This window comes from Pseudarthrobacter sp. BIM B-2242, assembly GCF_014764445.1.
Taxonomy (GTDB): Bacteria; Actinomycetota; Actinomycetes; order Actinomycetales; family Micrococcaceae; genus Arthrobacter; species Arthrobacter luteus_A.
Genome location: NZ_CP061721.1, coordinates 1,011,592 through 1,023,827, shown reverse-complemented (window position 1 = coordinate 1,023,827; position 12,236 = coordinate 1,011,592). Strand labels below are relative to the sequence as shown.

Here is a 12,236-nt window from a genome sequence, read left to right as displayed (position 1 = left end):
GACGCGGCCTGGCTACGATCACCTGTTCTCTCGCCTGAAAAGCGCGGCACTGCTCCCCTGGAATCCCGCAAGTGTTCCTCCTTGCCAGCGCGCCTCCATCACCGCCGATGACTCACGGCTGGCCTACGCGCCCGCCAAACCCTGAGAGGAAAACCAATTTATGACGCACCGCATCTCACGACGTGCTGTCCTGCAAGGCTCAGGCGTTGGGGCTCTTGCCCTTTTCGCTGGCAGCGCCATACCCGTTGCAGCGCATGCGCAGTCATCCCTGCGGGCGGTCTATCACATGACTCCGCCCTCGGGCTGGCTCTGCGACCCGCAGCGCCCCGTCTATACCAATGGCGGCTACCAGCTCTACTACCTGCACTCCGGGCAGAATAACGGCCCGGGCGGATGGGATCACGCGACCACCAGCGATGGCGTGTCCTTTACCCACCACGGCGTGGTGATGCCATTGCAGCCCGATTTCCCGGTGTGGTCGGGATCGGCCGTCGTGGACACAGCCAACACGGCTGGGTTCGGCGCCGGGGCGGTGATCGCACTCGCCACGCAGCCGACAGACGGGATCCGCAAGTATCAGGATCAGTACCTCTACTGGTCCACCGACGGCGGCTACACCTTCACCGCACTCCCCCACCCGGTGATCGTCAACACTGACGGCCGCACGGCCACAACACCAGCCGAGATCGAAAACGCGGAGTGGTTCCGCGACCCCAAGATCCACTGGGACCAAGTACGCAGCGAATGGGTGTGTGTGATCGGACGGGCACGTTACGCAGCCTTGTACACCTCCCCGAACCTTCGGGATTGGCAGTGGAAATCCAATTTCGACTACCCAAACCCTGCGCTCGGCGGGATCGAGTGCCCGGATCTGTTCACCATGACGGCCGACGACGGCACACGGCATTGGGTGCTCGGTGCGAGCATGGATGCCTACAGTATCGGCCTGCCGATGACCTACGCATATTGGACGGGCACCTGGAACGGCACGGCGTTCATCGCCGACAACCTCACACCGCAGTGGCTCGACTGGGGCTGGGACTGGTACGCCGCTGTGACGTGGCCATCGGTCGAGGCGCCGGAGACAAAACGTCTTGCGGTCGCCTGGATGAACAACTGGAAGTACGCGGCCCGCGACGTACCCACCGATGCATCCGACGGGTACAACGGGCAGAACTCGATCGTGCGGGAACTGCGGCTTGAGCACCAACCGAACGGCTGGTACAGCCTGCTCAGCTCCCCCGTTGAGGCGCTTTCGGGCCACGTCACCGCGACCACCACGCTTCCTGACCGCACCGTCAACGGCAGCTCCGTGCTGCCGTGGAGCGGGCGCGCTTACGAGCTCGAGCTCGACATCTCATGGGACGCGGCTGCAAACGTTGGGGTATCGGTGGGCCGCTCCTCAGACGGATTGCGCCACACGAATGTTGGCAAGTACGGCGCCGAACTGTACGTCGACCGTGCGCCCTCGGACCAGAGCGGCTATTCGCTCACGCCTTACTCGCGTGCCGCCGCGCCTATCGACGCCAACGCGCGATCGGTACACCTGCGCATCTTCGTTGATACACAGAGCGTCGAAGTGTTCGTGAACGCCGGGCACACGGTCCTTTCGCAGCAAGTGCATTTCGCCGACGGCGACACCGGCATCTCGTTGTACGCCGACGGCGGCCCGGCGGACTTCACCGGAATGAGGATCCGCGAGTTCGGCAGCCCGGTCTAATCGGTGGTTGAGCCCGTCGAAACCCGGTGGTTGAGCTTGTCGAAACCTGGGTTTCGACGGGCTCAACCACCGGCCGACAGGCTCAACCACCGAACCGGCGTTTAGCGGGGGTGGTGCGTTGCCTGCAGCTCGTACACCGGCGTTTCCAGACCCTCCATCCGGGCCTTGAGCTGCAGGGCCAGGTACGCGGAGTAGTGCCGGCTCTGGTGAAGGTTTCCGCCGTGGATCCAGAGGTTGGGCACGTTGGTGGGCTTCCACATGTTGCGCAGCTCCCCTTCCCAGGGGCCCGGGTCCTTCGGGGTGTCTGAGCCGTATCCCCAACACTTGCCCACCCGGTCCGCCACCTCGGGCGAAACCAGGTCCGCCAGCCAGCCGTTCATGGAGCCGTAGCCGGTGGCGTAGACAATCAGGTCAGCCTCCAGCTCGGTGCCATCACTAAGGACCACCGCGTTCCCTGTGATCTTCGAAACCTCCCCCGAGCGAAGCTGCACCCGGCCGTCGATGATCAGCTGCGAGGCGCCGACGTCGATGTAGTAGCCGGAGCCGCGCCGCAGGTACTTCACGAACAGACCGGACCCGTCCACGCCGAAGTCCAGGTCGAACCCGGCGGCCTCCAGCTGGGAGTAGAACGCGGCATCCCGCTCAGCCATCGCCTGGTACACGGGCACCTGCGCCTCGGGCAGGATCCGCATGGGCAGCGAGGCGAACAGCAGGTCGGCCTTCTCCGTGGTGACCCCGTTCGCCAAAGCCTTCTCCGAATACAGACCCCCCAGTGCCAGATCCATCAGCGATTCGCTCCGGGCGATGTGGGTGGAGGACCGCTGCACCATGGTGACGTCGGCGCCGTGCTCCCACAGGTCTGCGCAGATATCGTGCGCGGAGTTGTTGGAGCCGATCACCACGGCCTTCTTCCCGGTCCAGTCCCCGCCGCCCGGGTGCTGCGAGGAGTGGCGCTGCTCCCCCAGGAAGGAGCCCGCGCCGTCGAACGCGGGAATGTTCGGGTAGCCGGAGACGCCCAGGGCGAAGACCAGCTGCTTGGGGCGCAGCGTCACAGGCACCCCATCACGAACGACGCTGACCACCCATTCCTGGGTGCCGTCGTCGTACTCGGCGCCCACGCACTCGGTGCCGCCCCAGTAGTTCAGCTCCATGATCCGGGTGTAGTGCTCCAGCCAGTCGCCGATCTTGTCCTTGGCGGCGAAGACGGGCCAGTCGTCGGGGAACTTCAGGTAGGGCATGTGGTCGTACCAGACGGGGTCGTGCAGGTGCAGGGACTTGTAGCGGTTCCGCCAGGAGTCGCCCGGCTTCTGGTTCTTCTCGATGACGAGGGTGGGGACGCCCAGGCGCCGCAGCCGGGCCGCGAGGCCGATGCCGCCCTGCCCGCCGCCGATGATCACCGTGTAGGGCTGCGCCTCGTAGCCGAGCCGCGCCTCGCGCTCCTCCTTCTGTTCCAGCCAGGAGCGCCGGCCCTTGATGATCTCGTGTGCCACGCTCTTCTCGCGGCGCGGGCCCTTCTTCTCTTCGAAGCCCTTCAGCTCCTGCATGGTGGTGAGCAGCGTCCAGCATTTGCCGTTCCGCAGCCGGAGGTGGCCGTAGCCGCGGGCGGTAGCGGTTTCGAAGGTGATCCAGGCTTCCGTGCTGGCGGCGTCGCCCGTGGCGTCCTCGGAGAGCGCCCAACCAGAAGGCTGCACGTGGTCCAGCGTGGCCTCGAGCATCTGCCGGATGTCTGCCTTGCCTTCGAGCGTCTTCAGGTTCCAGGTAAACGCCACGAAGTCGCGCCAGTAGCATTCGTCCTCGAAAAGTTCGACGGCGGCGTCCGCGTCGCGCCGCTGCAGAGCGGTATCCAGTTCCGTCAGCCAGGCCTGCGCGGCTGCGGTGGGTGTCTCGGTCATGTCCACTCCCTTGTGTCTTATGGTCCGTGTGTCTGTTGGTTCCGGCGGCCCCGTCCCGCCGGAATCCCCTGCGATATGCTGGGACGGGCGTGAGCTGCATCACCATTGCAACGCAGTGGGGGTTTCAACCGCGTTACACGGGCACTGCCGGCAAGGACGCCGCCGGTGAGGAGGACACTGTTTGGACTACGGCCTGAGGTTTTCGGACCCGGCGAAGTACTCGCGCGCCCTGCGCCGCGCGCACGAACTGGTCATTTCCGGCGTCCCGCGCCCGGAGATCCCCACCGACCTGGCGGATTCGTGGCGCCGCTCCATGGCCCTGGGCATCAGCCCGGACCAGCACAGCCCGCGGCACCTGCACGACGTTGCCGACGTCCTGGAGCTGCGGCGGGAGCACCGGCTGCAGCAGGTCATGCCGGCGCTGCACGACCTGCTCGCCGACGATTCCAGTTCCGGCCGGCACCTCCTGGTACTCACCGACGCCAACGGCGAGATCCTGTGGCGCGTGGGCAGCCCGCAGGTACTGCGGCGCGCGGACCGGCTGGAGTTCTTTGAGGGGGCGGACTGGTCCGAGGCCGGCATCGGCACCAACGCCATCAGCGAGGCGCTGGTCACCGGCCGGCCGGTGCAACTGTTCTCCGCCGAGCACCTGGTCCGCACGCACCACGAGTGGGCCTGCACGGCGGCGCCCATCACGGACCCTTTGACGGGTGAACTGCTGGGCGTGCTCGACGTCTCGGGACCGCTGGACACCCTCAGCGCGGACACGCTGCGGATGATGCGGTGCGCGGTTCGAGTGGCGGAGGCGCTGCTGGGAATGCCCGACGGCGGGAACTCCGCGGGTGCCCCGTCTTCCGTTCGCGCGTCCCGGCAGGTGGTGGGCCGGCCGGCTGCCGCAGTGGAGTCACTGGAGCTTCTCGGCGACAGGCCCGCTGCGGTGTTCCGGGACGGCAGCCGGGTGCCGCTGACGCTCCGCCGGGCCGAGATCCTGGCGCTGCTGGATTCACGTTCGCAGGGCTGGAGCGCCGAGGAGCTCGCCTTCGAGCTGTATGGCGACGCGGGTACGCCGCAAGCCATTCGGACAGAAATGTTCCGGGTCCGCTCGATGCTGGGCGATGCCGTGGAGTCGAACCCGTACCGGTTGGTTGCGGGCCTGGCCGGCTGTTCGGATTCGGGACGGGTCCTGCGGCTGCTGCGCGAAGGGCAAGTGGCTCAGGCGCTCGAAGCGTACTCCGCTCCCCTGCTCAGCCGGTCAGGTGCCCTCGCGGTCCAGCTGCTCCGGGACCAGCTGGATCTTGCTATTGGATCGGCCGTGCGGTCCAGCGGCGACGCCGGGCTCCTCATCCGCTGGCTGTCCACGGATACGGGCGCCGCGGATTTTGAGGCCGTGGAGGCACTGGGCCGGCTAGTGGGACGCGGGGATGCGCGGTACCTGGCGTTCCGGGCGTCGTGCGGGGGTTGAGCTTGCCCCACTGTTGAGCCCGAAGTTCCAGCCATCCCGGTGAGAACATCCGGCTCGACGCCGGCTCCACCGTGAGTGCCCTAGCCCACGAACTGCGGGATTTTGATCGATTGTTTCGTGACGACGCCCGGCATCAACATCGTGCAGGAGCCGGCGGAGTAAGACGGCATCGAGATCGACTGCTTGGGCGGCCGGATCCCGAGCGTGAGCCATGCTTCGTGAGGCCGCTGGCCGAGGCGGCCTTGGGAAAGGATGGGCTTCGACGACGTGTTCCTGGGTAGTGCCGCCGTCATGGCCGAACACGGCATCTGCGAGGCCCCCCACGCCCAGACCCGGCTCAAGGAAGTCATGGTCGGGCGCGGGAATGTTGACTATGTGCGCGACAGACGGGTGTTCGTGCTCCCGACTGTCTTCTTGGCAGCGGCATCGCTTCGCTTGGCTTCGCGGCATCCATGGGCCGGCTAACGCGGAGAGCGAGTCTCTGGCCTCTAACATCGTCGCGATTGGAACCGGCACTATCCATTAGGACAATAGTGAACGGCCGTAGTGCCGAAGACATACAGCGTTTCGCGAGTGGAGCAGGTGCACAGCCTGGTTGGATCGCCTTGCACCGCGAAGCGCCGGTGCGTAAGCGCACCCAACAGTCATTAGAACGGCGTCCTCACCCATCCGATGGCTCTAGCGCTAATTCCCAGAGACACTCACCTCGATAGGGTCGTTAGCCTGCACAAACAGTCGCCCTTTACCCTCACGGGCGGGGTCGTCAACGAAGACGAACTCCGGTTCCATATTAGTCATGAAGAGACTTTGTGAACGATTGACTTTCGAAACACGAGCCACTGAGAATCGAGGTTCAACTATCTCAACTTTTAGGCTTGCCTTTCTCACAAAAGCAGTACCTAGCGAACCACCTTCTATCGATGGGTCGGGTATGTTTACCTCTCGAAGGATTACAACTTTCGCGCCTTCCTGTACGCCGTCGTTGCTTCCGACGTTGATTGCTATTTGATCCTCATCGAGAACCGTAGCGACCTTGCCCCTGATGGACGGCATGTCATTCCACCTTCTTTTCAAGTTCACGCAGTAATGGGTCTGGAACGAGGGTCACGTTCTCGGGTAAGGCCTCGTGGACGTGAGCGCGGTCCATTGCAGCGTCCCAAAAACGACCTTCGGCCTCTTCTTGCTCCCGAACCTCAAGAATTACACTACTTTCGTCTTTCGCTTTGGCCACCGCCAAGATGCCGCGACGCGTGCCGAGAGCAGATTGCAGTAAGTACCTGGATCCTACCGCTGGAACTTGCCCCTCCTGCACATCCGCGTAGAAGGTAAGCCGTCCATCTTCAATTCTTGCGTTGGTTAGCGTTGGAATTATCGGGCAGGAATTGGCCGTTACTGCACCCAACGTCTCCAACTGTCCACGCAAGCGCTCCTTGGCCAACTTATCTGGGACGTCAGCCAGGTCCTCCTGGGCTGCCTGGAGGGAATCTCGGGCTTGCCCAACCGCGTCCAGCAACTTCTGGTAATCACGGAAGCGCACGACAACATCAACCGATACGATCCCGAGCAAGTAGATGGTCGGAGCAAGCACCACAATGCCGATGCCAGCGAAAGCCAAACGAGCCGTGCCCTCTTGCGCCAAGCCAAAAATAAGGGTCGAGAGTCCGCTAACCGCCGCGAGAACTGCGAGAGTGAAGAGTCCGGCGGTTTTCAGCCGGCGCCCCCACAAATCACTCATGCCAGCCACCACCCCCATACAAAAGTCGAACTTCTACATCCTTATCGAATGAAGCTCCATTTACCAATCGGGTCCGTTGCTGCGCACATACCTACCGACATAATCCCAAGGCTGGCAGATAGCGTGAGTTGGTACTGGCGTTCCGAGGTGTCGGTGTGATTGGGCCCCCATTAGCAGTCCAGCGTCTATGCGGTAGCTAATTGGTTTTCTTGCGTCCATGTTTCCCAGTAGCGTTTCGGCGTCATGCCGTCCAGGGATCCGTGGGGCCGTTCATGATTGTAGATAGCTTTCCATTCCTCGGCCAAATACTTGGCTTCGGCCATGGTGTCCATGATTTCTCCGGAGAGTTGTTCCCTTCTGAATTGGGCGTTGAAGGATTCGATGAAGCCGTTCTGCCAGGGTGATCCCGGGTCGATGAACGCGGTGTCGACTCCGGCGGTATTACACCATTCGATCAGTGCGGCGGCCGTGAATTCGGGGCCGTTGTCACACCTGAGGTAGGCCGGTGCGGCGCCGGTTTCGGCGATGATGTTCTCCAGCACCGCGACCACATCCGATGCTTTGAACGACCTCCGCGGGATGACCGCCAGCGCCGTGCGCGTGTATTCGTCGATGACGTTGAAGAACCGGATATGCCGCCCGCAGGAGGTCACGTCGGACTGGAAGTCGAAGCTGACCACATGCATCGGGTACTGGGCTGTGAGGCGTTTCTGTTCCCCGGCGCCGGGCCCGGTGCGGCGCTTCTTCCTCGCCCTGGGTTTACAGGTCAGGCCTTCGTCGCGCCAGAGCCGGCGCACCCGCTTCCTGTTCAGCGCCACCCCGTCCCAGGCCGGCTGGGCCAGCAGGTGCCAGCGGGCCTTCCGCCAGCCCCACGCCGGGTGCTTGACCGCGATGGCACGTAGCTCCGAGCGGAGCTGGGCTTCCTCGAAGCCCATGTCGGGTTTCTTCTTGCGGAACGCGGACCGGTTCTGCCCCAAAACCTTGCAGGCGAAGCGTTCGGACGCCCCGAACTTCTCCACCGCCATGCGCACGGCACGGCGGCGGGGCTCGGGGCTCAGAATTTTCCCTTGGCCACCTCGTTCAGGATGTCGATGGCCAGTTCTTTCTCCGCCAACAGCCGCTTGAGCCGGGCGTTCTCCTTCTCCAGCTCCTTGGTCCGTTTGGACGCTTCGGCGTTCTTCTCGGACCCGTACTGGTTCAGCCAGCGGTACCAGGTCGCCTCGGTGATCTGGAGTTCCTTGATGACCTCGAGCATCGGGCGGCCGTCATTGAGCATCTTCTGGCCCTGCCGGACCTTGGCGATGACCTGCTCAGGGGTGTGTCTGCGTGCCATGATTCGTGAATTTCCTCCTATGTCCATTCTCGGACACGAAACTCACACAAACACTGGACTTCTACATGGGGACCCAACCAGGTGTGCAATCTCGCTACATCGTGGACACTGGATCTCGTGGCTTCGTGGACGCTGAGTCTCACTACTTCGTACACTCCTACCCTCCTGCCCTCCGCCACCCCAGATCAGGGAATCTAGTTGAGGCTAAAGACTGCTGGCAGTTCGTTCTCGCGGAAGGCGTGTTGCTCCTGAAACTCGGCGCGTTTTCGTGTCCACTGCTTGGTCGGGTGCGACATGTGCACGCCCTTGATGGAGTGTGAGGCAACGAACCGTCCACGGACCTGTAACGCGATCATGGGCAGCAGGAATGAAAACACGACTTCCCCGCTGGTGGGATCGGCGAACAGGTATTCGGTGTCGTTGATAGTTCGATAGAACTCACGCCCGGAAAACGTGGTCGGCAACGACACGTGATACCCCTGGTAATAGATTTGGCGGTTCGCCGCCGTGACTTCCACCAGGCCTTGATCGGCCGCCTGCTGCTCGGCAACGTCGCCAGTCCCCGCGTCGGGCAGCAGCCGTCCGGTCTTGGAGATGGTGAGTTTCGCCCGTGCCAGGAGCTGGGCGTCGAGTGTGCGCATCTGCCGATACCTGGCCGCCTTCCCCTGCAGAACCGCCACTGGGATCGGTTCGGCGGCCGGGGTGTGCGCCAGCAGTTCCCATGCCCTGCCCGGCGTGGCTTGGTCAAGGGATTGGTGTGTGAGTATTTGAAGGTTTGGAAGCCACTCGATATTGCCTTTCGGGGCCAGTGATATTGCCGGTGGGGGCCGGTGGCCGGGGTTGTGGGGGCCACCGGCCCCCACCGACGTTTTCTTACTGCTTCATGGTGGCGTGTTGGCGCATGTTGTGGTTGCCGGTATCGACCCAGATGGTGTTGTGCACGATGCGGTCCATGATCGCATCGGCGTGGACCCCGGAGCCGAGCCGTTGGTGCCAGTCTTTCTTGGCGTACTGGGTGCAGAACACGGTCGATGCCGTGTCGTACCGGCGCTCCAGTAACTCCAGGAGCATGCTGCGCATGCCCTCGTCGGGGTGGTCGAGAAGCCATTCGTCGATCACGAGCAGGGTGAAGGCCGCGTACTTGTTCAGGAATTTAGTCTGCCCCTGGGGCTTGTCCTTCGCCAGCGCCCAGGCTTCCTCAAGGTCGGGCATGCGGACGTAGTGGGCCCGGATCCGGTGCTGGCAGGCCTGCTTGGCCAGTGCGCACCCCAGGTAGGATTTCCCGGATCCGGTGAATCCCTGAAACACGACGTTCTGCTGCCGTTCGATGAACGAACACGTGCCGAGCTGGGCGATCACGTTCCGATCCAGGCCACGCTCGTCCACGAGGTCGAGCCGGCGCAGATCCGCGCCCGGGTAGCGTAGCCCGGCCCGCCGGATCAGTCCCTCGACCTTGGCGTGGTTGAACCCGGAGTGGGCCTCGTCGACGACCAGGCGGAGCCGTTCCTCGAAGGCCATGCCGAGCACGAGCGTCTCGTCCTGGGCCTCGAGCGCTTCCAGCATCGGGGAGGCGCCCATCTCACGGAGCTTGCGTTTGGTCTCGAGATCGATCCCGCTCACTTGGCACCCCCTGCGTAGTATTCGGCGCCGCGCACGTATCCGCCGTGTTCGGCGGGTTCATCCCGTGGTGGTCTGAGACCGGCGGCCTTGTCCTGCTCTGTGGCCAGGATCGGCTGCAGGTGCGCATACCGCGGGGACCGCACCCGGCCTGCCAACGCGAGCCGACAGGCTGCCTCGAGGCGTTCGGCGGAGTAGCGCCGGGAGAGCCGCAGCACGGCCAGTGCTGCGTCCAGGCCCTGCTCGTCGACCGGGACGGACTCGAAGATCCGGTTGACCACGGTCACCGCCGCCGGGCCGATCCGTCCGGCCCACTCCCGCACCCGGAGCGCATCCCATTGCCGGTACTTCTCGCCGGCGGGCAGGTCGGCGTCGTTGGTGCGGTATTCATTGGCCGCGCCCTCGGGCAGCAGCAGGTGGCTGGTCAGCCGTTCGGTGCCCCGGTAGGCCTGAATTACCCGATCGGTGATCCGCAGGTCCACCGTGGTGCCGACATGGGCGAAGGGCACCGAATAGTAGTTCCGCTCCCAGACCACGTGCCCGTTCCGGCCCACCCGGCGCCCGTAGACCCACCTGCTGATCTCGTAGGCAACCGCCGGCAATCCCGTCAGCAGGGGCTGTTCCTCGGCTGCGAACACACTGGCCCTGGACCCGGGCCGCTTCTGGAACAGCTCCGCGTTGTAGGCCGCCACGCGCTCGATGATGGCGGCCCTGAGCTCCGTCAACGACGTGAATTGCCGTTGGCGCAGCCCGGCGATGACCCAGGTAGCCACGTGGGCGACCGTGTTTTCCACGCTGGCTTTGTCCTTCGGCGCCCTGACACGTCCGGGCAGCACCGCCGCCGAGTAGTGCGCCGCCATCTCGCGGTAGGCGTCGTTGAGCACGACCTCGCCCTCGCGGGGATGCTTGATGACCCCGGTCTTCAGATTGTCCGGCACGATCCGCGGCACCGACCCGGTGAAGGCCTCGAACATCGCCACGTGGGCCCGCAGCCAGGTGTCTTGCTTCATGTCCAGAGCGGGTTCGACGAACGCGTACCGGCTGAAAGGCAGGCACGCCACGAACAGATATACGGTCCTGGCCTTGCCCGTGACCGGATCGGTTAACTGCATTGTCGGCCCCGACCAGTCGACCTCCACCGTTTGCCCGGCCTTGTGTCCGACCCTCGATGCCACTCCCGTTACCAGCACGTGCCGCTGGTAGGTCCTGCAGAAACGGTCATAGCCCATCACCGGCTCACCGGCAGCGGCGCATGAATCGGCGTACTCGCCATGCAGCAGCTTCAGCGTCACCCCGACCCGGGCCATCTCCCGATGCACCTGGTCCCAGTCCGGCTGCGCGAACACGCTTTGATGCTCACCGCGCCCCGGGAACAACCGGGCATACACCTCCCTGTCAGAGCTGTCGGCGATCTCGTCCCACACCACCCCGGCCGCGTCGGCTGCCTCCAGCACCGCCGTGATGCTCTTCCGGGACATTCCCTGCGACGCTGCGATTGCCCGGCCCGACAGGCCCTCGGCGCGCAACTGCAACACCAGCTTCGCCCTGATCTTCCGTACCATTACTGATTACTCCTTCCGCCGTGCGCCCTATACACACGACGGAAGGAGCCTAAGCCGGGGTGGCCCCCAACGACGCCACCGCCCGGCTCCCAAGACCGCTACTGCGCGCTCTGGCCACCGGCCCCCAAACACGCGACGGGTGGACCCCAAAAGAGCGAATATTCAGTGTGGGCGCCGGTTGTTGTAGTGCTCCCGATACCGGCAGATTCTCGCCCGTAACTGCTCAAGGTTTGTCGGTCGATGTGCGTCGAGGAAGCGCACCAGTGTTTGGTGGGAGCGTTCGTTCTTCCCTTGTGTGGTCGGCTTGCCGGGCGGGCCGGTGATCGGCAACGTGCCGCGTGAGGCCAGGAAAAATTCCACTGCGCCGACCCGGCCGAGGCGTAGCTGGTGGAACGCCAGGGAGTTACCCGATAACAGTCCTTGCGGTGCCCCGTACTGGTCAATGGCTCGTTCCAGCACTCGTTGCGCGTCGGCGCTGTTTTCATGCCGGGCATTCGCCCAGGTGCCCACGTCGTAGCGGGTCGCGTCGTCCAGCAGCTTTTAGATCGTCACGACCGCGCCGGTGGCCAGCCTGTATTCGAACGCGTCCAGCTGCCACAACGCCATGGCCGTGGCGCGGGTAAAGGGAATGCAGGACGACTTCGGGCGTTTCTTGGGGGCAGCATCAACCTGCCCGACCGCTGAGAGCAGCCGGGCGATCGTCGCCCCCGAGGGGACCCTGGTGCCGAGCCGGCAGAACCGGTCATAACTCATCGCCGCTTGCCCGGCCCGACTGCACCCGTCGAGATACTCCTGGTGCAGCAGCTTCAACGTCACCCCCACCCTGGCCAGCTCACGGTGCACCTGGACCCAGTCCGGCTGCGCGAACACGCTCTCCCGCACCCCGCGACCGGGAAACAGCGCCAGATACACCTC

At 64.3% G+C, this 12,236-nt stretch carries 12 protein-coding genes; 3 read left to right on the top strand and 9 right to left on the bottom strand.

Annotated elements, in window-relative coordinates:
• Nucleotides 1–160 precede the first annotated feature (160 nt).
• On the top strand, nt 161–1,720 hold the full coding sequence (locus IDT60_RS04815; RefSeq protein ID WP_191081087.1) for a glycoside hydrolase family 32 protein: 1,560 nt from the start codon (nt 161–163) through the stop codon (nt 1,718–1,720).
• A gap of 101 nt (nt 1,721–1,821) precedes the next feature.
• Here IDT60_RS04815 and IDT60_RS04810 read toward each other — a convergent pair whose 3' ends face one another.
• Nucleotides 1,822–3,612: an NAD(P)/FAD-dependent oxidoreductase gene (locus IDT60_RS04810; RefSeq protein WP_191081086.1), complete on the bottom strand. Its 1,791-nt coding sequence runs from the start codon at nt 3,610–3,612 to the stop codon at nt 1,822–1,824.
• Between the two features lie 181 nt (nt 3,613–3,793).
• On the opposite strand from IDT60_RS04810, the gene IDT60_RS04805 reads away from it, so the two are divergent.
• Together IDT60_RS04805 and IDT60_RS04800 are read left to right on the top strand one after the other, a co-directional pair.
• A complete protein-coding gene (locus IDT60_RS04805; RefSeq protein ID WP_191081085.1) occupies nt 3,794–5,074 on the top strand; it encodes a GAF domain-containing protein in 1,281 nt (426 codons plus the stop codon).
• 252 nt (nt 5,075–5,326) lie between these two features.
• Entirely contained in the window at nt 5,327–5,539 is a 213-nt protein-coding gene (locus IDT60_RS04800; protein WP_191081084.1) for a hypothetical protein, read from the top strand.
• Nucleotides 5,540–5,758: 219 nt separating this feature from the next.
• On the opposite strand, the gene IDT60_RS04795 is transcribed toward IDT60_RS04800, so the two are convergent.
• The 8 genes from IDT60_RS04795 to IDT60_RS23500 all read right to left on the bottom strand — a co-directional run bounded on the left by IDT60_RS04795 (nt 5,759) and on the right by IDT60_RS23500 (nt 12,233).
• Nucleotides 5,759–6,127: a FlgT C-terminal domain-containing protein gene (locus IDT60_RS04795; protein ID WP_191081083.1), complete on the bottom strand. Its 369-nt coding sequence runs from the start codon at nt 6,125–6,127 to the stop codon at nt 5,759–5,761.
• A 1-nt stretch (nt 6,128) separates the two neighbouring features.
• Complete coding sequence (locus IDT60_RS04790; protein WP_191081082.1) at nt 6,129–6,809, bottom strand: hypothetical protein; 681 nt, start codon at nt 6,807–6,809, stop codon at nt 6,129–6,131.
• Between the two features lie 185 nt (nt 6,810–6,994).
• Nucleotides 6,995–8,142, bottom strand: a protein-coding gene (locus IDT60_RS04785) for an IS3 family transposase (RefSeq protein ID WP_191081081.1) whose coding sequence is annotated in 2 segments (ribosomal slippage) — nt 6,995–7,869 and nt 7,869–8,142 — 1,149 coding nt in all. Because the reading frame shifts where the segments join, the coding sequence is not laid out codon by codon here.
• 194 nt (nt 8,143–8,336) lie between these two features.
• The gene (locus IDT60_RS04780) at nt 8,337–8,783 is read right to left on the bottom strand and encodes a hypothetical protein (RefSeq protein ID WP_191081080.1); all 447 of its coding nucleotides are present in this window, start codon (nt 8,781–8,783) and stop codon (nt 8,337–8,339) included.
• Nucleotides 8,784–9,015: 232 nt separating this feature from the next.
• On the bottom strand, nt 9,016–9,762 hold the full coding sequence (locus tag IDT60_RS04775; RefSeq protein ID WP_191079990.1) for an ATP-binding protein: 747 nt from the start codon (nt 9,760–9,762) through the stop codon (nt 9,016–9,018).
• Entirely contained in the window at nt 9,759–11,321 is a 1,563-nt protein-coding gene (gene istA, locus IDT60_RS04770; protein ID WP_191079989.1) for an IS21 family transposase, read from the bottom strand. Before istA ends, IDT60_RS04775 begins: the two co-directional genes overlap by 4 nt.
• Before the next feature lie 162 nt (nt 11,322–11,483).
• A complete protein-coding gene (locus IDT60_RS23505) occupies nt 11,484–11,831 on the bottom strand; it encodes an integrase core domain-containing protein (protein WP_191081079.1) in 348 nt (115 codons plus the stop codon).
• A 30-nt stretch (nt 11,832–11,861) separates the two neighbouring features.
• Nucleotides 11,862–12,233: a hypothetical protein gene (locus IDT60_RS23500; RefSeq protein WP_191081078.1), complete on the bottom strand. Its 372-nt coding sequence runs from the start codon at nt 12,231–12,233 to the stop codon at nt 11,862–11,864.
• Nucleotides 12,234–12,236: the final 3 nt, after the last annotated feature.

Coding starts and splice junctions, on each gene's coding strand:
- IDT60_RS04780 (WP_191081080.1), bottom strand. CDS start 8,783: ATGCGCACACTCGACGCCCAGCTCCTGGCACGGGCGAAACTCACCATC.
- IDT60_RS04815 (WP_191081087.1), top strand. CDS start 161: ATGACGCACCGCATCTCACGACGTGCTGTCCTGCAAGGCTCAGGCGTT.
- IDT60_RS04800 (WP_191081084.1), top strand. CDS start 5,327: ATGGGCTTCGACGACGTGTTCCTGGGTAGTGCCGCCGTCATGGCCGAA.
- IDT60_RS04790 (WP_191081082.1), bottom strand. CDS start 6,809: ATGAGTGATTTGTGGGGGCGCCGGCTGAAAACCGCCGGACTCTTCACT.
- istA (WP_191079989.1), bottom strand. CDS start 11,321: ATGGTACGGAAGATCAGGGCGAAGCTGGTGTTGCAGTTGCGCGCCGAG.
- IDT60_RS04810 (WP_191081086.1), bottom strand. CDS start 3,612: ATGACCGAGACACCCACCGCAGCCGCGCAGGCCTGGCTGACGGAACTG.
- IDT60_RS04795 (WP_191081083.1), bottom strand. CDS start 6,127: ATGCCGTCCATCAGGGGCAAGGTCGCTACGGTTCTCGATGAGGATCAA.